Below are 25,369 nucleotides of genomic sequence, written 5' to 3'. Positions count from 1 at the left end.
ATGGCCGAGAGCGAGAGTGGTCAGGACAAGACAGAAGACCCCACGGAGAAACGTAAAAAGGACTCCCGGGAAAAAGGCGAGATTGCCCGTTCCAAAGAACTCAATACCGTTGCGACCATGATGGCCGGTGCCGGCGCCTTGCTGATCTACGGCGGTGGTCTGGCGCTGGACCTGCTGGAATTGATGAAGCACAACTTCAGCCTGCCCCGTGAAGTGTTGCTCAACCCGGACTCCATGGGGCAATACCTGCTGCACTCGGGGAAAATCGCGATCCTGGCGGTACAGCCGATTCTGATTACCTTGCTGCTGGCCGCGCTGATCGGCCCGGTCGCCCTTGGTGGCTGGTTGTTCGCGGCGGGCAGCATGGCGCCCAAATTCAGCCGCATGAACCCGGCCGCCGGGCTCAAACGCATGTTTTCCGCCAAGGCGCTGGTGGAACTGCTCAAGGCGTTGGCCAAATTCATCCTGATTCTGTTCGTGGCGCTGTCGGTGTTGTCGTCCGACGTCGACGATTTGCTGCGCATCGCCCACGAGCCGCTGGAGTCGGCGATCATCCACAGCGTGCAGGTGGTCGGCTGGAGCGCGCTGTGGATGTCGGCCGGTTTGATCATCATTGCGGCGGTGGATGCGCCGATCCAACTGTGGGAAAGCCACAAGAAATTGCTGATGACCAAGCAGGAAGTGCGTGACGAGCACAAGGACCAGGAAGGCCGGCCCGAGGTCAAGCAACGTATCCGCCAACTGCAGCGCGAAATGTCCCAGCGCAAGATGATGGCCGCAGTGCCTGACGCCGATGTGGTCATCACCAACCCGACCCATTATGCGGTGGCCCTCAAGTACGACCCGGAGAAGGGCGGCGCGCCGATGCTGCTGGCCAAGGGCAGTGACTTCACCGCCCTTAAAATCCGCGAAATCGCCGTGGCCAACGACATCCTGCTGTTGGAATCGCCGGAGCTGGCGCGTTCGATCTTCTACTCCACCGACCTCGACCAGGAAATCCCTGCCGGGTTGTACCTGGCCGTGGCGCAGGTGTTGGCGTATGTCTATCAAATCCGCCAATACCGCGCCGGCACGGGCAAACGCCCGGACCCGCTCAAGGACCTGCCGATTCCGCCGGAATTGCGCCGCGACTCTTAATTCGCATCTCACCTGGCCTTCAACGGTTGCCGCTACCACCTCTTCTCAATCGGTGTCTACCTGTCAACTCTGACAGTAGCCAGCCGCCGCTCGCCCGGGTTTCATTACAGCAGGCACGGCGCACAGGTCGTAGACGAGAGGCTGGGAGCGTGGCGGTGAATAGGTACAGAGGGCGTGTCGGATCGTATGACCCCGAGACCGGGTTGGGGTGGGTTGTGCCGCGCTCCGGGGAAGAGGGCGTGATGATTCGCCGGGACGATTGGGCTGGGACGGTGCTTTATGCAGGTAAAAAACTGACGTTTCGAATGATTCATCGGCCCGATGGCATTTATGCGTTGCGTGTTGATGCGAGCGCCGATATCTGAGTCGCGGCTCAGTCACGATTAGGGAGAACGACAATGGCTAGGGGTACGGTGAAGTGGTTCAACGCGGAAAAGGGCTTTGGGTTTATTACTCAGGATGAGGGTGGAGCTGATCTCTTTGTTCACTTTTCCGCGATCCAGGGTGAAGGGTTCAGGACGCTCGAAGAAAATCAGAAGGTTGAGTTCGAGAGCGAGCAAGGAAAGAAAGGGCCTCAGGCTATGAACGTACGACCCGTTGCGGGGTAGCGCTGGACGCACACACATCCAAATGTGGGAGCAACTGTCTTGATGACCCTAACTTTGGCATCGCTTTTTAAGACAGCCAAGCTCCCACAGCTTCAAGCCGTGTGACCTTCAACCACATATCTGTAGTGGTCTAATGAAACCGGACACCCATTTAGGCGAGAATGCTCGCCAGATCGAGGTGTCAGATGACCAAACAACGCCGCTCCTTTACTCCTGAATTCAAACGCGAGGCTGCCGACCTCGTGCTCAAACAAAACTACAGCTACATCGAAGCCAGCCGTTCACTCGGCATTGGTGAGTCGGCATTGCGCCGCTGGGTTGACCAGATTCAGAAAGAACATAAAGGCATCACCCCGCAGAGCAAGGCTCTGACTCCGGAACAGCAAAAAATTCAGGAGCTGGAAGCCCGGATTGCTCGGCTTGAGCGAGAGAAATCAATACTAAAAAAGGCTACCGCGCTCTTGATGTCGGAAGATCACGAGCGTTCGCGCTGATTGACCAGTTGAGTGCACATGAGCCGGTTGATTGGCTGTGCAAGGTGTTTGACGTCACGCGCTCGTGTTACTACGCCCAGCGCCTGCGGCGCCGCACGCCCGATGTTGAACGGCTTCGATTGCGAAGTCGCGTCAGTGAGCTGTTCTCGCAAAGTCGCAGCTCTGCGGGCAGTCGCAGCATCTTGTCGCTGATGCGTGAAGACGGTGAGCAACTCGGTCGATTCAAAGTGCGTAGCTTGATGCGCGAGCTTGATTTAGTCAGCAAACAACCTGGCTCCCATGCCTACAAACGAGCAACAGTAGAAAGACTGGATATCCCGAACACATTGAACCGCGAGTTCGACGTGCCAGCGCCCAATCAAGTCTGGTGCGGCGATATCACCTACATTTGGGCGCAAGGAAAGTGGCATTACCTGGCTGTCGTCCTGGATCTTTGTACGCGTCGGATCGTGGGCTGGGCGCTGTCGGAAAAGCCAGACGCTGAGCTGGTGATCAAAGCGCTGGATATGGCTTACGAGCAGCGTGGCAGGCCTTCGGATCTGCTATTCCACTCGGACCAGGGATCGCAATATGCAAGCCGACTCTTTCGCCAGCGGTTGTGGCGATACCGCATGCGCCAGAGCATGAGCCGACGAGGAAACTGCTGGGATAACGCACCGATGGAGCGCGTATTTCGCAGCTTGAAAACAGAATGGATACCGACCGTGGGCTATCGAACTGCGCAGGAAGCACAGCGCGATATCAGCCATTTTTTGATGCATCGCTACAACTGGATTAGGCCTCATCAATTCAACGATGGGTTGGCCCCAGCGCGGGCCGAGGAAAAACTTAACGTCGTGTCCGGGATTAGTTGACCACTACAATCGCTACCGATTCAGGCAGCGTGTTCTTTCCATTCGGCTCTATAACGCAGCATCGCGTTCAGCCTGACTAACAAAACACGCATGCATGCGATTAGCGCAACTTTTGCGCGTTTGCCTTTGTCGCGCAGTGCTTTATAGCGGGCCTGGAATTCAGGCTGTTCCCGGATGACAACCCAGCAGGCCATGTAGAGCGAGCGACGCACGGAAAACCTCCCGCCGCTAATGTGACGCGCACCTTGGTGTTTCCCACTGTCGTTGTTATACGGAGCGAGGCCCGCTAGCGCCGTGATCGGACGCCTGCCAATCTCGCCCAGCTCCGGCAGATATGCCATTAGGCTAGCCGCCGTAATGAGCCCGATGCCCTTAACTGAGCACAGGCGTTCGACCTTTTCGCGGTCTAGCCTGTTGGCGGTTTCGCGAATCAGCTGCTCTATCGCGTTCACAGCCTTGCTCAAGTAGTCGATATGGCTCTGCAACGCCGGTTTTACTACGTCGCAGGAGGCTGTTTTCAGGCGCCTTCTGTCATCGTCCCTCTGCTGAACAAAGTTCTCTCGCTGCTGGACTAACGCGCGCAACTCGTCATGTTCCGGGCTGGTGATTCGGCTGCTTGGTGAGTCGAGAACCGCTGCGAACTGCGCAAGAGACTTTGCGTCTATCGGGTCGGTTTTAGCGTGTTGCCCCATCGCCCTGGAAAAACTCTTGGCCCGACGGGGATTGACGCAGATGACATTAAGGCCCGCAGCCTGAAGCGCCTTCATGACTTTGCGCTCATAACCGCCAGTAGCCTCCAACACCACGCGTCCGACCTGGTGAAGCAATAGCCACCCAATCAACCCAGGGAAATCTTCTTCGGCGTTAGCGCAATTTACCCCAACGTCAACCTGATGAACTCGAGCTTCAAGGCTGTCCTTGGAAACATCAATGCCTGCTGGATAGGAAAACATAGCCAAACCCTCTTACACTAAAAGTGAGAGCGCTCTGGCTTGGCCCACGCTTGTAACTGTTCGAGGTGGGCTCGTTCAACTGTTCGGGCTCATGTCCAGAGCGGAGAAGTGAGTGGCAGCATGGGCTCCCACACGTGCTTTAAGCACTTCGGGCATTCAGCTTGCCACTCACCCTCTCACTCTCAGCTTAATCCCGTATCAAGACACAAGGGGGCTTGCTCCCGATAGCGGTGGTTCAGCCAATTAATCTATTGCCTGATACACCGCCATCGGGAGCAAGCCCCCTCCCACATTTAACTGGGGCTAGGGCTGTAGAAACGCTCGCTTGTGAGGTTGTTCACGCCCCCAAACCAAAGTTGGACAGCTTCTTGCAATACCGCCACCAGGATGCCTCCCGGCGTCAAAAGTTTGCTTTACGTTACGAGGAATACCGGTGGTGGATCGCTCTCAAATGCTCGGCACGGCCCGTACGACCCTGACTGACCTCTCGCGGGGCAATCTGGGTGTGCCGTTGTTGTTGCTGGTGATGCTGGCAATGATGATGTTGCCGATGCCGCCGTTCCTGCTCGACGTGTTCTTCACTTTCAACATCGCCCTGTCGGTGGTGGTGCTGCTGGTGTGCGTGTATGCCCTGCGGCCCCTGGATTTTGCGGTGTTCCCGACGATTTTGCTGGTGGCGACCCTGCTGCGCCTGGCGTTGAACGTGGCCTCTACCCGCGTGGTGATGCTTCATGGCCAGGACGGCCACGCCGCGGCCGGTAAGGTGATCCAGGCCTTCGGTGAAGTGGTGATCGGTGGTAACTACGTGGTCGGTATCGTGGTGTTCGCGATCCTGATGATCATCAACTTCGTGGTGGTGACCAAAGGCGCCGGACGGATTTCCGAGGTGAGCGCGCGGTTTACCCTCGACGCCATGCCCGGCAAGCAGATGGCCATCGACGCCGACCTCAACGCCGGCCTGATCGACCAGAACCAGGCCAAATCGCGCCGCCTGGAAGTGGCCCAGGAAGCCGAGTTCTACGGCTCCATGGACGGCGCCAGCAAATTCGTGCGCGGTGACGCCATCGCCGGCCTGCTGATTCTGTTCATCAACCTGATCGGCGGCATTGCCGTGGGTATCTTCCAGCACGGTATGACCTTCGGCGACGCGGGCAAGGTCTACGCCTTGCTGACCATCGGTGACGGTTTAGTGGCGCAATTGCCATCACTGTTGTTATCAACAGCCGCTGCAATCATGGTGACCCGTGCGTCGGGCTCCGAAGACATGGGCAAGCAGATCAGCCGGCAGATGTTCGCCTCGCCCAAGGCCCTGGCCGTGGCGGCGGGCATTATGGCGATCATGGGTATCGTGCCGGGCATGCCTCATGTGTCGTTCCTGACCATGGCCGCATTGGCCGGCGGCGGTGCCTACCTGTTTTGGAAAAAGCAAAACGCAGTCAAAGTGCAGGCGCTGCAGGAGGTCGCGCGCCAGCAGGAGCTGCTGCCATCCCCGGCCCGTGCCCAGGAAACCAAGGAGTTGGGCTGGGACGACGTGACGCCCATCGACATGATCGGCCTGGAAGTCGGCTACCGCCTGATTCCGCTGGTGGACCGCAACCAGGGCGGCCAATTGCTCGCGCGGATCAAGGGGGTGCGCAAGAAGTTGTCCCAGGACCTGGGCTTTTTGATGCCCACCGTGCACATCCGCGACAACCTCGACCTGGCGCCCAGTGCCTACCGCCTGACGCTGATGGGGGTGATCCTGGCCGAAGCCGAGATTTACCCGGACCGCGAGCTGGCGATCAACCCCGGCCAGGTGTTCGGCAGCCTCAACGGCATTACCGCCAAAGATCCGGCTTTTGGCCTGGAGGCGGTATGGATCGAAATCAGCCAGCGCAGCCAGGCGCAGTCCCTGGGCTATACCGTGGTGGACGCCAGCACCGTGGTCGCCACCCACCTCAACCAGATTTTGTACAAGCACTCCCACGAGTTGATCGGTCACGAAGAAGTCCAGCAATTGATGGGTTTGCTGGGCAAGGCCTCGCCAAAACTCGCCGAAGAGCTGGTGCCGGGCGTGCTGTCGCTGTCGCAACTGCTCAAAGTGCTGCAGGCGCTGCTGGCCGAACAGGTGCCGGTGCGCGACATTCGCAGCATTGCCGAGGCCATCGCCAACAATGCCGCCAAGAGTCAAGATACCGCCGCGCTGGTGGCGGCGGTGCGTGTCGGATTGTCGCGTGCAATCGTGCAAAGCATTGTAGGGCTTGACTCTGAGCTGCCTGTGATCACCTTGGAACCAAGGTTGGAACAAATATTGCTCAATAGTATTCAGAAGGCAGGACAAGGCCAGGAAGAGGGCGTTCTGTTGGAGCCAAGCATGGCTGAAAAACTGCAGCGTTCGTTGATCGAGGCCGCGCAGCGCCAGGAAATGCAGGGCCAGCCGGTGATTCTGCTGGTGGCAGGCCCGGTCCGGGCAATGTTGTCGCGGTTCGGGCGCCTGGCAGTACCGAATTTGCACGTTTTGGCTTATCAGGAAATTCCTGACAACAAGCAAGTGACTATCGTCGCGACAGTAGGGCCCAACGGCTGAGGGTAGTGGGTTATGCAAGTGAAGCGTTTTTTCGCCGCCGATATGCGTCAGGCCATGAAACTGGTCCGTGATGAGCTGGGCGCCGACGCCGCGATTATCGGTAACCGTCGTATTGCCGGCGGTGTCGAGCTGACGGCTGCCCTGGATTACACCCCCCAGGCCCTGGCGCCGCGCGTGCCGAACATGGAGCTTGAAGACGAGCTGCGCAAGACTGCCTCGCGCATCGTCTCGGCCCAGGCCGAACTGAGCATGCGCGGCGACAGCGATGCCACCACCAATCGCCAGTTGTTCGCCGGCCTGCCGCTGACGGCTGCCGAGCCGTTGGTCGAGCCCACTTTCATCGAACCGCCGCGTCCTGCCGCGCCCGCCCCGGCCGCCGCAGTCGACCAGCGCGCGTTCGACTCGATGCGCTTTGAACTCAATGGCCTGCGCGAGTTGCTCGAAGTGCAGCTCGGCTCGCTGGCCTGGACCCAACTGCAAGGCAGCAAACCGCAACAGGCCAACTTGTGGCGTCGCCTGCAACGCATCGGCCTGTCCGGCCCGTTGTCCCGCGACCTGTTGGCGCTGACCCACGAAATCGAAGAGCCTCGCCAGGCCTGGCGCATGTTGCTGGCCCACTTGGCGCGGATGATCACCACGCCACAGATCGAACCCTTGGAAGAGGGCGGAGTGATCGCCATGGTCGGCCCGGCCGGCATGGGCAAGACCACCACGCTGGCCAAGCTTGCCGCCCGTTATGTGCTTAAGTACGGCGCCCAGAATATCGCGCTGGTGAGCATGGACAGCTACCGTATCGGCGCCCAGGAACAGCTCAAGACCCTGGGCCGCATCCTCAATGTGCCGGTTACCCATGTCGACCCCGGTCAATCCCTGGCCAATGCCCTCGACCCGCTGCTGCGCAAGCGCGTGGTGCTGATCGACACCGCCGGCCTGCAAGCCAGCGACCCGGCGTTGCGTATGCAGCTCGAAAGCCTGGCCGGGCGTGGCATCAAGTCAAAAAATTACCTGGTGCTTGCAACCACCAGCCAGAAACAGGTTCTTACCGCTGCGTATCACAGCTACAAACGCTGCGGGCTGGCCGGTTGCATCCTGACTAAACTGGATGAAACCGCCAGCCTGGGTGAAGTGCTGAGCCTGGCTATCAGCCACGAACTGCCGGTGGCTTACCTGACCGATGGGCCGCGGATCCCGGATGATCTGCATCTGCCGCGCCGTCATCAGTTGGTCAGCCGCGCCGTCAGCGTACAAATGCAAGACGAGCCTAGCGAGGAAGCGATGGCCGACATGTTCGCCGATCTCTATCACAACCCGGCAAAACGGGTCGGTTGAGTCAGATGAACACCGTGAAAAGTATCTACATCGATGGTCTGCAAGCGATTCACGCGGCCAAGCCATGTAGCCTGCGTCTAAGCAAGACAAGGTAAAGAAATAAAATGGGCAGCATGCATCCCGTACAGGTGATCGCGGTGACCGGCGGCAAAGGTGGCGTCGGAAAAACTAACGTGTCAGTGAATTTGTCCCTGGCCCTGGCAGAACTTGGCCGTCGCGTCATGCTGCTGGATGCTGACCTGGGACTGGCGAACGTCGACGTTCTGCTGGGGTTGACGCCCAAACACACGCTTGCCGATGTGATCGAGGGGCGCTGTGAGCTGCGCGATGTGCTGCTTCAAGGCCCTGGCGGGATCCGCATCGTGCCGGCCGCCTCCGGCACCCAGAGCATGGTGCACCTGAGCCCGGCGCAGCATGCCGGCCTTATCCAGGCATTCAGCGATATCGGCGACAACCTCGACGTGCTGGTGATCGACACCGCCGCCGGGATCGGCGAATCCGTGGTCAGCTTCGTGCGCGCGGCGCAGGAAGTGTTGCTGGTGGTCTGCGATGAACCCACCTCGATCACCGACGCCTACGCCCTGATCAAATTACTTAACCGTGACTACGGCATGAACCGCTTCCGCGTACTGGCCAACATGGCCCAGAGCCCGCAGGAAGGGCGCAACCTGTTCGCCAAGTTGACCAAGGTCACGGATCGCTTCCTCGATGTCGCCTTACAATACGTCGGTGCAGTTCCCTACGACGAGTGTGTGCGCAAGGCTGTGCAAAAGCAGCGTGCGGTCTACGAAGCGTTCCCTCGTTCCAAATGCGCATTGGCGTTCAAGGCTATTGCCCAAAAGGTCGATACTTGGCCGTTGCCCGCCAACCCACGGGGGCATCTGGAGTTTTTCGTCGAGCGATTGGTACATCAGACGAGCGCAGGACCCGTGCTATGACAGCGAACGGCTATAACGCCTACAAGAAGTCCGCCCGTGACGGTCAGGGCGAGTTGATCGAGCGTTATGCGCCGCTGGTCAAGCGCATCGCCTATCACCTGCTGGCACGCCTGCCCGCCAGCGTCCAGGTCGAAGACCTGATCCAGGCCGGCATGATTGGCCTGCTCGAAGTGTCAACCAAATACGATGCCACCAAAGGCGCGAGTTTCGAGACGTATGCGGGTATCCGTATCCGGGGCGCCATGCTCGATGAAGTGCGCAAGGGTGATTGGGCGCCTCGTTCGGTACACCGCAATACGCGCATGGTCAGTGACGCAATTCGCGCAATTGAAGCAAAAACCGGTCGCGACGCTAAAGATCACGAAGTTGCGGCCGAACTCCAATTGAGTCTCGACGATTATTACGGGATTTTGAACGACACCTTGGGCAGCCGCCTGTTCAGTTTCGACGACCTGTTGCAGGACGGTGAACATGAAGGGCTGCACGAGGACGGCGCGAGTACTCATATGGAGCCGGCGCGAGACCTGGAAGATGAACGCTTTCAGGGTGCGTTGGCGGACGCGATTGCCAATTTGCCTGAGCGTGAGCGACTGGTATTGGCGCTGTACTACGACGAAGAGCTGAACCTCAAGGAAATCGGTGAGGTCCTGGGGGTCAGCGAATCGCGAGTCAGCCAGTTACACAGCCAGTGCGCCGCTCGCTTGCGGGGGCGTTTGGGAGAGTGGCGAGCGCGCTGACAGGCAGTGTGGGGACACTGCAAAGCGATACCGCGAAGGTGATGGATCTTCGCGGGTTCGGCCCGTGGTGCCCCCGGCAGTCCTTTTTGTGTAATGCCTGTTGATTGAAATGACGCGTCCAGGTGCTGGGCGCGTTTAAGACTGCTTGGAGGTCGAATTGGACAAGAACATGAAAATCCTCATCGTTGATGACTTCTCAACGATGCGGCGGATCATAAAAAACCTGTTGCGTGACCTTGGGTTCACAAACACGGTCGAGGCGGATGATGGCCTTACGGCGATTCCGATCCTCAACAGCGGGAGCATCGACTTTCTGGTAACCGACTGGAACATGCCGGGCATGACCGGTATCGACTTGCTGCGTCATGTGCGGGCCGACGAAAAGCTGCGCAGCCTTCCCGTGCTGATGGTCACCGCCGAAGCCAAGCGTGAGCAGATCATCGAAGCTGCCCAGGCGGGTGTTAACGGTTACGTGGTCAAGCCATTCACTGCACTGGCCTTGAAAGAGAAGATCGAAAAAATCTTCGAACGCATCCACGGCTGATGCCATCGCGGGGGAGCTATGGAGCATAACGAAACGTCACAGGGAGACTTTGAGTCGACCCTGAAAAAACATGCTCACCAGTTGGTCGACAGCCTTGAAAAAGGCCAGTTCGGCGACGCGGTGCAGTTGATCCATGAGCTCAACCAGACCCGTGACCGCGGCCTGTATCAGGAAGTGGGCAAGCTCACACGCGAGCTGCACAGTGCGATTGTCAATTTCCAGATTGACCCGCACATGCCCCAGGCCGAAGAAATCTCACAGATCACCGATGCCACCGAACGCCTGTCCTATGTGGTCAGGCTGACTGAGGCGGCGGCCAACCGCACCATGGACCTGGTGGAGAACGCCACGCCCCTGGTCAACGGCATGGCCACTGAAGCCCAGGCCCTGAGCGCCGATTGGGGCCGCTTCATGCGCCGGGAAGTCGGGGCTGAGGAGTTTCGTGAGCTGGCACGTCGGGTTGAAGGCTTCTTGTCGCGCAGCGAGCAGGAAAACCGCACGGTTTCCAGCAACCTCAACGATATTTTGCTGGCCCAGGATTACCAGGACCTCACCGGTCAGGTGATCAAGCGTGTGACCCAGTTGGTCACCGAAGTGGAAAGCAACTTGCTCAAATTGGTGCTTATGGCAGGCCAGGTTGACCGTTTTGCCGGCATTGAACATGACCGCGAAGCGATCCTCTCGGAAAAAGATCCACAAAAACATCTCGCCAAGGGTGAAGGTCCGCAGATTCATGCCGATAAACGTGAAGACGTTGTGTCAGGTCAGGATGACGTAGATGACCTGTTATCCAGTTTAGGCTTCTAAGGAGCACCCACATGAGCTTCGGCGCCGATGAAGAGATCCTTCAGGATTTCCTTGTAGAGGCCGGCGAAATTTTAGAGCAACTGTCCGAGCAACTGGTCGAGCTGGAAAGCCGCCCGGATGATGCGAACCTGCTCAATGCAATTTTTCGCGGTTTTCACACTGTAAAAGGGGGCGCCGGCTTCCTCCAGCTCCATGAGCTGGTGGAGTGCTGCCACATCGCCGAGAACGTGTTCGACATCCTGCGCAAGGGTGAGCGTCACGTTGATTCGGAGTTGATGGACGTGATTCTCGAAGCACTGGATGCGGTCAACGGCATGTTCAGCCAAGTGCGTGAACGTGCCCCGATCACGGCGGCCACGCCGGAACTGTTGGCGGCCCTGGCGCGCTATGCAGAGCCTGCGGACACTTGCGCGCCGGTGGTTGAAGCGGCGCCGGAGCCTGTGGCGGAGCCTGAAGCGGATGTCACGGACACTGAGTTCGAACAACTGCTCAACTCCCTCAGTGCCGTCAAGGCCGAAGCCGAAGCACCGGCCGCCGAAGCCCCGGCAGCGGCGCCGACCAGCGAAGACATTACCGACGCGGAATTCGAATCGCTGCTCGACCAGCTGCATGGCAAAGGCCAGTTCGCCGCTGATGCGGTGGCGCCTGCCGCTGCCGCTCCTGCACCTGCCGCAGCGGGCGGGCCGGTCAGCACCGACATCACCGACGACGAATTCGAAGCGTTGCTCGACCAACTGCACGGCAAAGGCACCTTTGCGGCCGACGCCTTGCCGGCAGTCGCCGCCACCGCCGCTGCGCCTGCCGCCCCTGCGCAGCCTGCCGCTGATGGCCTGATCACGGATAACGAATTCGAAGCCCTGCTTGACGATTTGCACGGCAAGGGCAAGTTCAGCGAGGTTGCACCTGCCGCCGCTACGGCAGCACCGGTTGCCGCCAAAGCGGCTGCACCCGCCAAAGCTGCCGCTCCAGCCGCTCCAGCCGCCAAACCGGCACCTGCCCCAGCGGCGGCGCCGGCTGCGGCCCCAGCGCGTGCCGCCGCCGCGGCGCCGCCTGCGGACAAACCCGCCAGTGAAGCCGAAACCACCGTGCGCGTGGACACCGCGCGCCTGGACGACATCATGAACATGGTCGGCGAGCTGGTGCTGGTACGTAACCGCCTGGTGCGCCTGGGCCTGAGCAGTGGCGATGAAGCCATGCAAAAGGCCGTGTCGAACCTCGACGTGGTGACCGCCGACCTGCAAACCGCCGTGATGAAAACGCGGATGCAGCCGATCAAGAAAGTCTTCGGCCGCTTCCCGCGCCTGGTGCGTGACTTGGCGCGCCAACTGAAGAAAGAGATCAACCTGGAACTGGTGGGTGAAGAAACCGACCTCGACAAAAACCTTGTCGAGGCCCTGGCCGACCCGCTGGTCCACTTGGTGCGCAACGCGGTCGACCACGGCGTCGAAACCCCGGAAGAACGCGAAGCCTCGGGCAAGTCCCGTGGCGGCAAAGTCATCCTGGCGGCGGAGCAGGAAGGCGACCACATCCTGCTGTCGATCACCGATGACGGCAAGGGCATGGACCCGACCATCCTGCGCAATATCGCGGTCAAGCGTGGCGTGATGGACAAGGACGCCGCCGACCGCCTGACCGACACCGAGTGCTACAACCTGATCTTCGCCCCTGGCTTCTCGACCAAGACCGAGATCTCCGACGTGTCGGGCCGTGGCGTGGGCATGGACGTGGTGAAGACCAAGATCAGCCAGCTCAATGGTTCGATCAACATCTACTCGACCAAGGGCCAAGGCTCGAAGATCGTGATCAAGGTGCCGTTGACCCTGGCGATCATGCCGACCCTGATGGTGATGCTGGGCAACCAGGCGTTCGCCTTCCCGCTGGTCAACGTCAACGAGATCTTCCACCTCGACCTGTCGCGCACCAACGTGGTGGACGGCCAGGAAGTGGTGATCGTGCGCGACAAGGCGCTGCCCCTGTTCTACCTCAAGCGCTGGCTGGTTGCATCGGCCGCCCATGAAGAGCAGCACGAAGGTCATGTGGTGATTCTCTCCGTGGGTACCCAGCGTATCGGCTTTGTCGTCGATCAACTGGTGGGCCAGGAAGAAGTGGTCATCAAGCCTTTGGGCAAAATGCTGCAGGGAACCCCGGGCATGTCGGGTGCGACCATCACCGGTGACGGTCGGATCGCGCTGATTCTCGATGTTCCGAGCATGCTCAAGCGTTACGCCGCTCGGCGTATTTGATTCTGGTGGGGCAGGGCGGTCTCGCCCGCCCCACCTAACGGAGTGTTTATGGCAGTCAAGGTCCTGGTGGTGGACGATTCGGGTTTCTTCCGCCGCCGCGTCTCGGAAATTCTTTCCGCCGATCCAAGCATCCAGGTGGTCGGCACGGCCACCAACGGCAAAGAGGCGATTGATCAAGCCATTGCGCTGAAGCCGGACGTGATCACCATGGACTACGAGATGCCGATGATGGATGGCATCACGGCAGTCCGGCACATCATGCAACGCTGCCCCACCCCGGTATTGATGTTCTCCTCGCTGACCCATGAAGGCGCCCGAGTGACCCTCGATGCGCTGGATGCCGGTGCGGTGGACTTTTGCCGAAGAATTTCGAAGACATCTCGCGCAACCCCGAGAAGGTCAAGCAGATGCTGTGCGAGAAAGTCCACAGCATCTCGCGCAGTAACCGCCGCAGCCTGTTCAGCGCGCCGACACCGACACCGACGCCTGCCCCGGCAGCGGTGGCTCCGCCGGCTGCCTCCAGCCGTGCCTCGTTCGGTCGCCCGGCGCCCGCGCCGCTTGCACGGCCTGCACCGCCACCGGTACGCACGTCGGCCCCGGCCACTGCAACGGCGCATTCGCCGGCACCCAAGCGCAAAGCCTACAAGCTGGTCGCCATCGGCACCTCCACGGGTGGCCCGGTCGCCTTGCAGCGCGTGTTGACCCAGTTGCCGGCCAACTTTCCGGCGCCGATCGTGTTGATCCAGCACATGCCCGCCGCGTTCACCAAAGCCTTTGCCGAACGCCTGGACAAGCTGTGCCGCATCAGTGTCAAGGAAGCCGAGGATGGCGACATTCTGCGCCCTGGCCTGGCGCTGCTGGCCCCCGGCGGCAAGCAGATGATGGTCGACGGCCGTGGCGCGATCAAAATCCTGCCGGGCGATGAGCGCCTCAACTACAAGCCGTGCGTGGACATCACCTTCGGTTCGGCGGCCAAGTCCTACGGTGACAAAGTTCTGGCGGTGGTGCTCACCGGCATGGGCGCCGACGGCCGTGAAGGCGCGCGCCTGCTCAAGCAGGGCGGCAGTGCGATCTGGGCCCAGGACGAAGCCAGCTGTGTGATCTATGGCATGCCCATGGCCATCGTCAAGGCGGACCTGGCCGACGCCGTGTACAGCCTGGACGACATCGGCAAGCATTTGGTGGAGGCCTGCCTCTAATGGATGTGTTGAGCCTGATCGGCATCACCATGGCGTTTGTCGCAATCATTGGCGGCAACTACCTCGAAGGCGGCCACCTGGGCGCCTTGGCCAACGGGCCGGCGGCGCTGATCGTGATTGGCGGCACCGTGGGCGCCGCGTTGCTGCAGTCGCCGATGAGTTCGTTCAAGCGTGCAATGCAGATCGCGATCTGGATCATTTCCCTCCACGCGTCGACTTGGCCGGTGGCATCGACCGCGTGGTCAACTGGAGCCTCACCGCCCGCAAGGAAGGCCTGCTGGGGCTGGAAGGCGTGGCCGATGCCGAGCCCGACAGCTACGCGCGCAAAGGCTTGCAGTTGCTGGTGGACGGCGCCGAGCCGGAAGCGATCCGCAGCATCCTTGAGGTGGATTTCTACACCCAGGAAAGCCGCGACATCAACGCGGCCAAAGTCTACGAAAGCATGGGCGGTTACGCGCCGACCATCGGCATCATCGGTGCGGTGATGGGCTTGATCCATGTGATGGGCAACCTCGCCGACCCTTCGCAACTGGGCAGCGGGATTGCCGTGGCGTTCGTTGCCACCATCTACGGTGTGGCCAGCGCCAACCTGGTGTTGTTGCCGGTAGCGAGCAAGCTCAAGTCGATTGCCATGCGCCAATCCCGTTACCGCGAAATGCTGCTCGAAGGCATCCTGTCGATTGCCGAGGGCGAGAACCCGCGCTCCATCGAATTGAAGCTCCAGGGCTTCATGGACTGATGGATATGAACAATGACGTGTGGCCAGCGAGCTTGCTCGCTCACCCCTGTGAGCGGGGCGGTTACATAAGTGGTGTACAGAGAGGTGCCTGCCTGTGAGCCGTCGCCGCCGCGAGCCTGAAGAACACGTCAACCACGAGCGCTGGCTGGTGTCCTACGCGGACTTCATCACCTTGCTGTTTGCGTTTTTCGTGGTGATGTATTCCATCTCGTCGATCAACGAAGGCAAGTACAAAGTCATTTCCCAGGCGCTGATCGGCGTGTTCAACGACGCCGACCGCGCGCTCAAGCCGATCCCCATCGGTGAAGAGCGACCCAAGACCGTGACGCCGGCCAAGCCGCTGGTCAACGACAGTGACGAAACAGCCGCCGGCGTGGGGGGCACCAGCGACCCGCTGAAAAGCATCGCCGATGACATCAGTGCCGCGTTCGGCGACTTGATCAGCTCCAACCAGATGACCGTGCGCGGCAATGAGTTGTGGGTAGAGATCGAACTCAACTCCAGCCTGTTGTTCGCCAGCGCCGATGCAATGCCCAGCGATCAGGCGTTCACCATCATCGACAAGGTGGCGGCGATCCTCAAACCGTTCGAGAACCCGGTGCACGTCGAGGGCTTTACCGACAACGTGCCGATCAGCACCGCGCAGTACCCGACCAACTGGGAACTGTCATCGGCGCGTGCCGCGAGCATCGTGCGCATGCTCGCGATGCAGGGCGTAAACCCCGGGCGCCTGGCCTCGGTGGGGTACGGCGAGTTTCAGCCGGTGGCCAATAACGCCACGCTGGAAGGCCGCGCGCGCAACCGGCGCGTGGTGTTGGTGGTCTCGCGAAACCTGGATGTGCGCCGCAGCCTGACCGGGACCGGCACCGCCAATGCAACACCGGACGCGGCCCTGAAGCGCGCTGGCACACAAACTGCACCGGCCCCGGTAAAACCGCTGGTTCGGCAGAGTGCCGTCAATTCTCCGTCACCGGCTCAATAACCTATGCAATGTCTCGGTCGCGCTTGTGCCCACCGGGAGGAACCATCCGAATGAGAGTCTGGGCAGTTGCCAATCAAAAAGGTGGAGTCGGCAAGACCACCACCTCCATCGCCTTAGCCGGCTTGCTGGCCGAAGCGGGCAAGCGCGTGGTCGTGGTTGACCTTGACCCCCACGGCTCGATGACCAGCTACTTCGGCTATGACCCGGATGCGCTGGAGCACAGCTGTTTCGACCTGTTCCTGCACAAGGGCAGTGTGCCTGGCGACTTGCCCGGCCAATTGCTGCTGCCAACCAGCAACGAGAGCATTTCCCTGTTGCCGTCCAGCACCGCGCTGGCCACCCTGGAGCGTCAGTCGCCGGGGCAGAGCGGCCTGGGCCTGGTGATCGCCAAGACCCTGGCGCAACTGTGGCAGGACTTCGACTACGCGATCATCGACAGCCCGCCGTTGCTCGGCGTGCTGATGGTCAATGCCTTGGCGGCGAGCCAGCAACTGGTGATCCCGGTGCAGACCGAACACCTGGCGGTCAAAGGCCTGGAGCGCATGGTCAGCACCTTGGCCATGATCAACCGCTCGCGCAAGCAGCCGCTGCCGTACAGCATCGTCCCCACCTTGTTCGACCGCCGCACCCAGGCCTCCCTCGGTACCTTGCGCGTATTGCGCGACGCCTACCCGCAGAGCATCTGGAACGGCTACATCCCGGTGGACACGCGCCTGCGCGATGCCAGCCGCGCCGGGCTCACGCCTTCGCAGTTCGACGCCAAGAGCCGTGGCGTCATGGCTTACCGTGCGTTGCTCAAGCATCTGCTGTCGCAGCAACTCGTGGCGCAGGTGGCTTGATGATGAACCGCCCCGTTGAACTCAAGACCAAGACCCGGCCGCAACTGGCGCTGGAGTCCTACCTGGACGCCCTGCTGCAAGACGCGACCGCAGAAGAATTACCGGAACCGATCCTGGTGCTGGAACCGGCGGTAGAAGTGCCGCCGTCGGACGCCCTGGATGAGTTCCAGTTGGCTGTATTGGAAGAGCAGGCCCGCGATGCACACGCCGCGCCGCTGACCGTGGCGCCCGAGGCGCCGGTTGTCGTGGAAGCGCTGACGCCGCCGGTGGTGGTCGAGCCGGTGGTGCAAGTGCACCTGCCGCCCAGCATCACACCGCCGCCGGTCACCGGCGACGGTCGTCCGTCGTGGGCCGCCGAGCCGTTCGAGTGCTTGCTGTTCGACGTCGCCGGGTTGACCTTGGCGGTGCCGCTGGTGTGCCTGGGCTCGATCTATTCCCTGGAAGGCCAGGAATTGACGCCGCTGTTCGGGCAACCGGAGTGGTTCCTCGGCATCCTGCCCAGCCAGGCCGGCAACCTCAAGGTGCTGGACACCGCGCGCTGGGTGATGCCCGACCGCTACCGCGATGACTTCCGCCAAGGCTTGCAATACGTGATTTCGGTGCAGGGCTACGAGTGGGGGTTGGCGGTGCATCAAGTCAGCCGCTCGCTGCGCCTGGATCCCAATGAAATCAAATGGCGCAGCCACCGGGGCCAGCGGCCTTGGCTGGCGGGCACCGTGATCGAACATATGTGCGCGTTGCTCGACGTTGCCGAACTGGCCGAATTGATCGCCAGCGGTGCCGTCAAGGCGATGCCTGCCAACAAACGCAGTTGATTGAACAATAAGGGCCGCGCGCAAGTGTGGTCAAAAGCAGTAAATACGCCGCCTACATCGGCATCTGAAGGGGTCAGAGATATGAACAAGTCAGCGTCCGCACAAGGTTTGGATGATCCGATCCTGCAATGGGTTACCTTCAAGCTGGACAACGAGACCTACGGCATTAACGTGATGCGCGTGCAGGAAGTGCTGCGCTACACCGAGATCGCTCCGGTTCCGGGTGCGCCGAGCTACGTACTGGGCATCATCAACCTGCGCGGCAACGTGGTGACGGTAATCGACACCCGCCAGCGCTTCGGTCTGGGTACCGTCGAAGTCAGCGACAACACCCGTATCGTCATCATCGAAGCCGACAAGCAAGTGGTCGGCATCATGGTCGACAGCGTGGCGGAAGTGGTTTACCTGCGCCAATCGGAAGTGGAAACCGCGCCGAACGTGGGCAACGAAGAATCGGCCAAGTTCATCCAGGGCGTGTGCAACAAGAACAACGAACTGCTGATTCTGGTTGAGCTGGACAAGATGATGAGCGAAGAAGAATGGTCGGAACTGGAGAGTATCTGATTGTTCTTTGAGGCTGCGGTGATTGTCCTGGCCCTGTTGTGGGCCGGGACCCTGGGTTTTTTGCTGCGCTACCTGCGCCAGCAACGGGAATTGGCGATGCAGCAGGCCGAGCGCGACGCTGTGCGCGACCGGCGTGTATTGGAGCTGGTCAAGCGGGTCGACCAGTACCAGCGCAGCGCGGTGAAGGTCGGGGATGAGGTGCATGAACTGCGCGCCATTCTCGCGCCGTTGCCGGACAAACTGGTGCAGCTCGAGCAGCGTGATCCCGCCAGCCTGTCGTTCGCTCAGGCCGCGAAATTGGTCGGCATGGGCGCGACGGTGGACGAGCTGACCCAGTCGTGCGGGCTGACCCAGGCTGAGGCGCAGTTGATGAGTAAGTTGCACAAGGGCTGAGTGCGACAAGCTTGTCACTTGCTGCCGCACTTTTGCTACGGGTTCAAGGTCCACATCCTTCAAGCACCTTTGAATCCAGGAGTACCTCGTCCATGACCAGCCCCAAGGCACTGTTGATCCTCCACGGCAAGCAAGCCCTCAACGAGGACGTGCGCGCAGCCGTGCAGGCCCGGCGTGAGCAGGGCTGGGAGCTGGCGGTACGGGTGACCTGGGAGGGGGGCGACGCCCAGCGCTTGGTCAACGAAGCCCTGGACGACGGATACACCTGCCTGATCGCCGGTGGCGGCGACGGTACCTTGCGCGATGTGGCCGAAGCGATGGCCCTGGCCAGGACCGACGCCAGCCTGGTGCTGATGCCCCTGGGCACCGCCAATGATTTCGCCAAGGCCGCCGGTGTGCCGCTGGAGCCGGCCCTGGCGCTGGCGATGCTGGACGTGCCGCCGCGGGCGATCGACCTCGGCCAGGTCGGCGGGCAGATCTTTCTCAATATGGCCACCGGCGGCTTCGGCAGCCAGGTCACCGCCAACACCTCCGAAGACCTGGAAAAAGTCCTGGGCGGCGCCGCCTACCTGTTTACCGGCTTGACGCGTTTCAGCGAATTGACGGCGGCCTATGCCGAGCTGGACGGGCCGGATTTTCATTGGAAGGGCGAGCTGCTGGCGCTGGGCATCGGCAATGGTCGCCAGGCCGGCGGTGGGCATGAGCTGTGCCCGGGTGCCATGGCCGATGATGGCTTGCTCGACGTGAGTATTCTGCCGGCACCCCAGGAGGTGGTCGGCACGTTGCGTGAGCTGATGAGCAACGGGTGGGGCCTGGACACCATGTTTGTCCGCGCGCGCCTGCCGTGGGTCCGGATCCAGCAGGCTGAAGGGCTTTACATCAACCTCGACGGTGAGCCGCTGCAGGGTGACGATCTGCGTTTTGAAGCCTTGCCCAAGGCGCTTCGTGTGCACCTGCCGCTGGGTTCGCCGCTAGTCATCCAGGCTGATGATCTGCTCGCGCACCGCGAATAACACCAGGCCCGCGACGTCGAATATCTGCAGGCGCTTCATGATTTGCGAACGGTGCGCTTCCACGGTCTTGATGCTCAGGCCCAGGCCGTGGGCAATCTCCCGGGTGGATTTGCCACGCACGATCAGGCGCAGGATCTCCAATTGGCGCGCCGTAAGGTTATGGCTGTGGCCGGCAGGCGCGCTGGTCGCCTGGTTACGCACCAAGGCCTGGTTGATCACGGTGTGGGCGATGGCCGGGCTCAGGTAGCGCTCGTTGTTGGATAAGGCCGCCAGCGCGTGTTCCAGCTCATTGGCGGTGGTGTCCTTGAGCAGGTAGCCATGGGCGCCGGCCTCCAGCGCACACATGATCAACTGCGGGTCGGTGTGCATCGACAGGATCAGCACTTTGCTCCTGGGGTAGGCGCGCTTGAGTTGCTGCAAGGCATCCAGGCCGCTGGTGTGCTTCATCGACAGGTCCAACAGGACGATATCCGGCTGCAGCGCGCTGAACTGCTCCAGCAATTGCGCGCCATCGCTGGCTTCGCCGGCCACCGCATAGCCGGGAATGTCTTGGATCAGCGCGCGTACGCCGGCCCTGATCAGTGCGTGGTCATCCACCAGCAATAATGTACAGGTCACTCGAGAACCTTAGGGGAGCTGGCCCGTTCGAGGGCGCGCGGCGCCCAGGGGAAAAGTGCTTCGATGCGCGTGCCGGCGCCAGGCTGGCTGCTCACGGACAGGGTGCCTCCCAACTGATCGATCCGCTCGGCCATGCCGGCCATGCCCCGTTGGCCTTCGCTACCTGGGTCGATGGCGGGCGAAAAGCCCTGGCCGTCATCACAGATACTCAGCGACAGCCCTTCAGGCAGGCGTTGCAGGCGAACCAGCACGTTGCGCGCCTGGGCGTGGCGCAGCATGTTGGTCACCGCTTCCTGGGTAATGCGAAAGGCCGCCACGGCCATTTCTTCGGGGATGCCGGTCAGCCGTTGCTGGCATTCCAGGCTCCAGTGCACCGGGGTGTTTGCCAGCGTCTTGAGCAAGTGCGCGCGCAGGCTGGCTTCCAGGCCCAGGCTGGCGAGCTGTCGCGGGTTGAGGATGGCGGACACGTCGCGCACCTTGGCCAGGGTCTCGTTCAAGGTGTTGCACAACACGCTGCACTGGCTTTGCAGTTCGTCCGGCAGGCGCCGCTTGAGCCATTCGCTTTGCAGCTTGGCGGCGGTCAGCAGTTGGCCGATATCGTCATGCAATTCGCGGCTGAGGCGGTGGCGTTCGTTTTCTTGCACTTGCAACAGGCGCTTGGCCAGTTCGTGAGGCTGGAACTTGATGGACTTGCGCGAATACCACTGCTGCAGGCCCACCACCAGCAAGATAGCGAGGTTGAGCAGCAACACCATCAGCGGCAGCGGCGCGGATCGAACGTAGGCCCACAGGCTCAACAGCAGCGAGCCAAGGCACAGGGTGAGGATCAAACGGCGTGCATTGCTGCGGGACGCGGACCTGGCAATGAGTGTCTTGAGGCTGGCATTCATAGCGGATGGAGCCAATAAAGGTTCGCTGCGGGAAGACCGGTCACGGCGGCTGAGCGGTCTTGTTTGGAATACGTTATCGAGTCGTTTATTCGCATCATGAAGTTGGGTCACTTCGAGCGCAGGCATAGTACCACCACTCTTACCGTTGGTCGCCTGGTGCCATGACCGGCAGGCTTACTTGGCGGCGGCCTTGCCCCAGGCGGCATTCCCGGAGTGTAGGCAGTGAGAGGAAGTTGTCGTACTTGAGTGGGGGTGTGGTGATAAACATTAATAGCTAATTGATATCTATGCGCGCCGTTTTAACGGGTGAACAAGCTTCTGGGCTGTAAAGAACACGCGAGTTGAAGACGACCCATCAACTCGCGTGATGCAGGCGTTGCTGCGGCTTATAACTGAAGCTTTTTTGCGGAATCTGCAGGCTTACCGTGGCAATCAAGGTGGTTTGCTCGGTGTCGTCCATGCCCAGCTCACCCGTGCGGGTGTCGATCAATTCCAGTTGCCAGGCCAGCAGGCTCAAGCAGGCGTGCAACGCGTCCAGCGCCTGATCATGCAATTGCAGGGGGCTGGCGGCGTTGGCGATCAGATACTCGATATGCCGGGAGAATTCGCTGATAGCTTGCAGGGCCAGGCTGTCGGCTGTCTCGGCCAGTTTGGCCAAGCTGTTTTTCATGCACTCGATGGCATCGCTGTCGTCGCGGATCAAGTGCAGATGGCTCAAGCATTCTTCTGATTTTGCCAGCAGTTTTTCTGCTTCAATCAAGAACTCGGGGAAGGTGGTCTGCCATTCATTTGCGCTATTCATCATGCAAGCCTCCACAACATACGGTCGGGTGATGAGATGTCGCACTGGGTGGATGGCTTAAAAATAGCGCTGAAATTTGGCTTGGACCTGTAGGTCGCTTCTGATTTTTTAGTAAGACGTTTATTGGAATGACGGCAAGGGCCGTGCGTAGCCTTGGTGAGTGGGCTTTGTTGCACACCTTCACTTGCCGTGACATGGACGTCTGAAAGGCCTGTGGGCCGAGGGCTTGGCATGGCAAACAAAAAAGCCTGACTCCATTCATGCAATGAGAATGGCGTCACATTAATGGCTATTAGATACTGCGAATATCAGGTTTTGCCTGATTGTGCATAGGGGAACCCCTTACATAGCGGAACCTTGCGTCGATTTGAATGTCACGCAACGTCGCTGTACTGCCGTCTGGAGAGGCCCGCGCAGTAAAGCATGATGTCAGTGTGACATCAATCAATTTCCGTGGCACTTTACAGGGGGTCAAGGTCTGGCATTTGCCGCCGATAACTAGCTCAAGTGAACTGCATAATCCGTTCGCGCCACATTTCCAGCGCACATCAGGAGCATTTAATGGCCGGCATTCTCGACACCGTAGATCAACGTACGCAACTGGTGGGTGAGAATCGCCTGGAGATCCTCATGTTCCGCCTGTTCGGCCGGCAACTGTTTGCGATCAACGTGTTCAAGGTGCAGGAGGTCCTGCAACTGCCCAAGCTCACGCTGATGCCCCAGCGCCACCCTTTGTGTGTGGCGTGGTCAACCTGCGTGGCCAGACCCTGCCGGTGATCGACCTGTCCCAGGCGATCGGCATGCGCCCACTGGTACCGGGCCCGAACAGCACCATCATCGTCACCGAGTACAACCGCTCGGTGCAGGCGTTCCTGGTCGGTGGCGTGGACCGCATCGTCAACATGAACTGGGAAGCCATCCTGCCGCCGCCGACCAGCGCCGGGCGCCAGCATTACCTCACCGCCATCAGTAAGGTCGATGACCAGTTGGTGGAAATCATCGACGTCGAAAAAGTCCTCGCCGAAATCGTGCCCTACAACGCCAAGGTCTCGCGTGAAAAACTCGAAGACCCGGTGCTGGAACGTGCCCGTGGGCGCGAAGTGCTGCTGGTGGACGACTCCAACGTTGCCCTCTCGCAACTGCGCGACACCCTGGGCCAACTGGGCGTGAAGATGCACATCGCCAGCGACGGCCTCAAGGCGTTGAACATGCTCAAGGCCTGGGCCGATGAGGGTCACGTGATGACCGACAAACTGCTGATGATCTTCACCGACGCCGAAATGCCCGAGATGGACGGCTACCGCCTCACCACCGAAATCCGCAACGACCCGCGCCTGCGCAAACTCTACGTGGTGCTGCACACCTCGCTGTCGGGCAGCTTCAACGAATCGATGGTGAAGAAGGTCGGCTGCGACAATTTCCTGTCCAAATTCCAGCCCGACAAACTGGTGGATGTGGTGCGTCAGCGACTGATGCTGGACGAAGCCTCGGCTTGACCTTAGGGTTGCACTCTTTGCCCCCCGAGGAATGCAGGCCCATGCTTCGTCTCAGCGCGTTGTACCGTTACCCCTTGAAGTCCGGCAAGGCCGAAACCTTGCAGGCTGTCGGCCTGGATAAACTCGGGCTGGAGGGCGATCGACGCTGGATGCTGGTGGACGAAGCCAGCGGGCGTTTCCTCACGCAGCGCGCCGTGGCGAAGATGAGCCAATTGTCGGCGTTGTGGAACGCTGCCGGCGGGCTCACCCTGAGTTCGCCGGGCTACCTGCCGTTGGACGTGGCGTTGCCCGGCAGCGCCAACGAACTGCGCGGCGTGACCATTTGGCGCGACACCCTGCGTGTGCCGGATGCCGGTGACGCCGCCGCTGCCTGGGTCAGCGATTTCATCGGCAAGCCGACGCGCCTGGTGCAGATGCCCGTGGAATATGCGCGCAGCACCCAGGCGGGTTATGGCCGCGATGATGACCAGGTGGCGTTCGCCGATGGTTACCCGTTGCTGCTCATCGGCCAGGGCTCCCTCGATGACCTCTGCGCAAAAATCGGCCGCCCCATGCCGATGCTGCGTTTTCGCCCCAACCTGGTGATCGAAGGCGCTGAAGCCTTTGCCGAGGACGGCTGGAAGCGCCTGCGCATCGGCGATATCGAATTTCGTGTGGTCAAGCCCTGCTCGCGCTGCATCCTCACCACCATCGACCCACAGACCGGCGAGCGCAGCGCCGACCGCGAACCCTTTGCCACGCTGCAAACCTACCGCAACACGCAAGAGGGCGCGATGTTCGGCCAAAACCTGGTCAACGACGGGGTAGGGCGCCTGGAAGTAGGCATGCCGGTGACTGTCCTGGAATAATTTTCAGTGCCCATAAAAAATGCCCGTCTCGCAGGAGACGGGCATTTTTTTGTTCGGTTGAACCCTCAGCCGCGGTATTCGCACAGGTAAGCGGTATCGACGGCGACCTTCAGCTGGAACTTGCTGTTGGCTGGTACGTTGAACTGGCTGCCGGCGGCGAAGGTTTCCCACTCGGCGTCAGGCAGCTTGACGATAAGGGCGCCGGAGACCACATGCATGATTTCACGCTGGGCCGTGCCGAATTCGTATTCGCCCGGGGCCATGACGCCGATGGTCGCCGGACCTTCTGCGGTGCCGAAAGCGATCGACTTGACGGTGCCGTCGAAGTACTCGTTGACTTTAAACATGGGCGATTCCTCGGAAAAGGGTCTGAAAAGGTCGGCCAGTATGCCCAAGGCCAACGGGGCTGCCTAGACCGGCAAAATCAGCGGCAGCAGGCGCGCGGTGTTGCGCGCATCTTCGAGTGCCCGATGTTGCTGGCCATGGAACTGCATCCCCGCCAATTGCAGGGCGCCATTGAGCCCCAGGGGCTTGTCCAGGCGCCGGGCCTTGGCGAAGCGCTGCTTGAGGTTCACATGGGGCTTTTCGGTGAGTGCGCTGGCCAGGCCATTGCGCTGCCATTCGAGCTCCAACTGCGCGCGATCATAGTCGCCCCAACTGGCCCAGCCCTCCAGGCGCGGTTGATGCTGGCCCAGCCAGCGTTCGAACAGCGGCCACACCTCGGTGATGGGCGCCGCGCTGTCGATGTTCGCCTGGGTGATGTGGGTGAGCTGGCGGCAAAACGGCGTCAGCAAGGGGCGGCGCAGCGGCCGCACAAAGCGCTGGAAGTGGTCCAGTTCGCGGCCCTGGCGGTTGACCAGGCTCGCGCCGATCTCGATGACTTCCATTTCCGTCACGGGCCAGCCGCCTTCATCCGTTGTGGCTTCAAGGTCAATAATCAGCCAATGAGGCATCGTGCAGG

23 protein-coding genes and 3 pseudogenes are annotated in these 25,369 nt (G+C 60.8%); 20 read left to right on the top strand and 6 right to left on the bottom strand.

Annotation, left to right across the window (positions count from 1 at the left end):
* The 3 genes from flhB (at position 1) to AB4O25_RS10405 (ending at position 3,093) form a co-directional block, all read left to right on the top strand.
* On the top strand, positions 1-1,137 hold the full coding sequence (flhB, locus tag AB4O25_RS10415; RefSeq protein ID WP_017527631.1) for a flagellar biosynthesis protein FlhB: 1,137 nt from the start codon (positions 1-3) through the stop codon (positions 1,135-1,137).
* Positions 1,138-1,535: 398 nt separating this feature from the next.
* Positions 1,536-1,745, top strand: a complete 210-nt coding sequence (locus AB4O25_RS10410; protein ID WP_017527632.1) for a cold-shock protein — start codon at positions 1,536-1,538, stop codon at positions 1,743-1,745.
* A 185-nt stretch (positions 1,746-1,930) separates the two neighbouring features.
* A protein-coding gene (locus AB4O25_RS10405) for an IS3 family transposase (RefSeq protein WP_139129458.1) occupies positions 1,931-3,093 on the top strand; the annotation gives its coding sequence in 2 pieces (ribosomal slippage) (positions 1,931-2,186 and positions 2,186-3,093; 1,164 coding nt in all).
* Positions 3,094-3,113: 20 nt separating this feature from the next.
* Here the strand turns inward: AB4O25_RS10405 and AB4O25_RS10400 are convergent.
* On the bottom strand, positions 3,114-4,046 hold the full coding sequence (locus AB4O25_RS10400; RefSeq protein ID WP_068931592.1) for an IS110 family transposase: 933 nt from the start codon (positions 4,044-4,046) through the stop codon (positions 3,114-3,116).
* A 451-nt stretch (positions 4,047-4,497) separates the two neighbouring features.
* Here AB4O25_RS10400 and flhA point away from each other — a divergent pair, with 451 nt between their 5' ends.
* From flhA to yegS, 15 genes and pseudogenes are all read left to right on the top strand, one after another.
* Positions 4,498-6,612 carry a flagellar biosynthesis protein FlhA gene (flhA, locus tag AB4O25_RS10395; RefSeq protein WP_460150960.1) on the top strand — a complete coding sequence of 705 codons (2,115 nt, stop codon included), beginning with the start codon at positions 4,498-4,500 and terminating at the stop codon, positions 6,610-6,612.
* Between the two features lie 12 nt (positions 6,613-6,624).
* Positions 6,625-7,941, top strand: a complete 1,317-nt coding sequence (gene flhF, locus AB4O25_RS10390) for a flagellar biosynthesis protein FlhF (RefSeq protein ID WP_017527634.1) — start codon at positions 6,625-6,627, stop codon at positions 7,939-7,941.
* A 104-nt stretch (positions 7,942-8,045) separates the two neighbouring features.
* Positions 8,046-8,879 (top strand): flagellar synthesis regulator FleN, encoded by an 834-nt coding sequence (fleN, locus tag AB4O25_RS10385; protein WP_003192912.1) that lies wholly within the window; start codon positions 8,046-8,048, stop codon positions 8,877-8,879.
* Positions 8,876-9,616, top strand: a complete 741-nt coding sequence (fliA, locus tag AB4O25_RS10380) for an RNA polymerase sigma factor FliA (protein ID WP_460150843.1) — start codon at positions 8,876-8,878, stop codon at positions 9,614-9,616. The genes fleN and fliA overlap by 4 nt, the downstream gene beginning before the upstream one ends.
* A gap of 169 nt (positions 9,617-9,785) precedes the next feature.
* Positions 9,786-10,160, top strand: coding sequence for a chemotaxis response regulator CheY (locus AB4O25_RS10375; protein WP_003192908.1), 375 nt, complete (start codon positions 9,786-9,788; stop codon positions 10,158-10,160).
* A gap of 18 nt (positions 10,161-10,178) precedes the next feature.
* Positions 10,179-10,967 (top strand): protein phosphatase CheZ, encoded by a 789-nt coding sequence (locus AB4O25_RS10370; protein WP_017527636.1) that lies wholly within the window; start codon positions 10,179-10,181, stop codon positions 10,965-10,967.
* 11 nt (positions 10,968-10,978) lie between these two features.
* Positions 10,979-13,210, top strand: a complete 2,232-nt coding sequence (locus AB4O25_RS10365; protein WP_135196172.1) for a chemotaxis protein CheA — start codon at positions 10,979-10,981, stop codon at positions 13,208-13,210.
* A 48-nt stretch (positions 13,211-13,258) separates the two neighbouring features.
* Positions 13,259-14,409 (top strand): annotated as a pseudogene (locus tag AB4O25_RS10360) (protein-glutamate methylesterase/protein-glutamine glutaminase).
* Positions 14,409-15,148 (top strand): annotated as a pseudogene (locus AB4O25_RS10355) (flagellar motor protein). Before AB4O25_RS10360 ends, AB4O25_RS10355 begins: the two co-directional pseudogenes overlap by 1 nt.
* A 94-nt stretch (positions 15,149-15,242) precedes the next feature.
* On the top strand, positions 15,243-16,130 hold the full coding sequence (gene motD, locus AB4O25_RS10350) for a flagellar motor protein MotD (RefSeq protein WP_017527640.1): 888 nt from the start codon (positions 15,243-15,245) through the stop codon (positions 16,128-16,130).
* 50 nt (positions 16,131-16,180) lie between these two features.
* Complete coding sequence (locus AB4O25_RS10345; RefSeq protein WP_017527641.1) at positions 16,181-16,969, top strand: ParA family protein; 789 nt, start codon at positions 16,181-16,183, stop codon at positions 16,967-16,969.
* Positions 16,970-16,971: 2 nt separating this feature from the next.
* Positions 16,972-17,784 (top strand): CheW domain-containing protein, encoded by an 813-nt coding sequence (locus AB4O25_RS10340; RefSeq protein ID WP_026067243.1) that lies wholly within the window; start codon positions 16,972-16,974, stop codon positions 17,782-17,784.
* 81 nt (positions 17,785-17,865) lie between these two features.
* Positions 17,866-18,348 (top strand): chemotaxis protein CheW, encoded by a 483-nt coding sequence (locus AB4O25_RS10335; RefSeq protein ID WP_010208785.1) that lies wholly within the window; start codon positions 17,866-17,868, stop codon positions 18,346-18,348.
* On the top strand, positions 18,349-18,741 hold the full coding sequence (locus tag AB4O25_RS10330) for a DUF2802 domain-containing protein (RefSeq protein WP_017527643.1): 393 nt from the start codon (positions 18,349-18,351) through the stop codon (positions 18,739-18,741).
* A gap of 92 nt (positions 18,742-18,833) precedes the next feature.
* A complete protein-coding gene (yegS, locus tag AB4O25_RS10325; RefSeq protein WP_460150842.1) occupies positions 18,834-19,754 on the top strand; it encodes a lipid kinase YegS in 921 nt (306 codons plus the stop codon).
* On the opposite strand, the gene AB4O25_RS10320 is transcribed toward yegS, so the two are convergent.
* The 3 genes from AB4O25_RS10320 to AB4O25_RS10310 all read right to left on the bottom strand — a co-directional run bounded on the left by AB4O25_RS10320 (position 19,713) and on the right by AB4O25_RS10310 (position 22,067).
* Positions 19,713-20,372, bottom strand: coding sequence for a response regulator transcription factor (locus AB4O25_RS10320; protein ID WP_017527645.1), 660 nt, complete (start codon positions 20,370-20,372; stop codon positions 19,713-19,715). The genes yegS and AB4O25_RS10320 overlap by 42 nt on opposite strands.
* Positions 20,369-21,262, bottom strand: coding sequence for a sensor histidine kinase (locus AB4O25_RS10315; RefSeq protein ID WP_017527646.1), 894 nt, complete (start codon positions 21,260-21,262; stop codon positions 20,369-20,371). Before AB4O25_RS10315 ends, AB4O25_RS10320 begins: the two co-directional genes overlap by 4 nt.
* 355 nt (positions 21,263-21,617) lie before the next feature.
* Complete coding sequence (locus tag AB4O25_RS10310) at positions 21,618-22,067, bottom strand: hypothetical protein (protein WP_017527647.1); 450 nt, start codon at positions 22,065-22,067, stop codon at positions 21,618-21,620.
* A gap of 558 nt (positions 22,068-22,625) precedes the next feature.
* Here AB4O25_RS10310 and AB4O25_RS10305 point away from each other — a divergent pair.
* Together AB4O25_RS10305 and AB4O25_RS10300 are read left to right on the top strand one after the other, a co-directional pair.
* Positions 22,626-23,560: pseudogene (locus AB4O25_RS10305) on the top strand (chemotaxis protein CheV).
* Positions 23,561-23,601: 41 nt separating this feature from the next.
* A complete protein-coding gene (locus tag AB4O25_RS10300) occupies positions 23,602-24,408 on the top strand; it encodes an MOSC domain-containing protein (RefSeq protein ID WP_065876515.1) in 807 nt (268 codons plus the stop codon).
* A 65-nt stretch (positions 24,409-24,473) separates the two neighbouring features.
* Here the strand turns inward: AB4O25_RS10300 and ppnP are convergent, their stop codons facing one another.
* Together ppnP and AB4O25_RS10290 are read right to left on the bottom strand one after the other, a co-directional pair.
* Positions 24,474-24,755, bottom strand: coding sequence for a pyrimidine/purine nucleoside phosphorylase (ppnP, locus tag AB4O25_RS10295; protein ID WP_017527650.1), 282 nt, complete (start codon positions 24,753-24,755; stop codon positions 24,474-24,476).
* 63 nt (positions 24,756-24,818) lie between these two features.
* Positions 24,819-25,361 (bottom strand): 3'-5' exonuclease, encoded by a 543-nt coding sequence (locus AB4O25_RS10290; RefSeq protein ID WP_017527651.1) that lies wholly within the window; start codon positions 25,359-25,361, stop codon positions 24,819-24,821.
* Positions 25,362-25,369: the final 8 nt, after the last annotated feature.

The sequence above is a fragment of the Pseudomonas sp. S3_A03 genome, from assembly GCF_054668275.1.
Note: the sequence above shows the minus strand (reverse complement) of the source record. Positions and strands in the feature narration are given on the sequence as shown.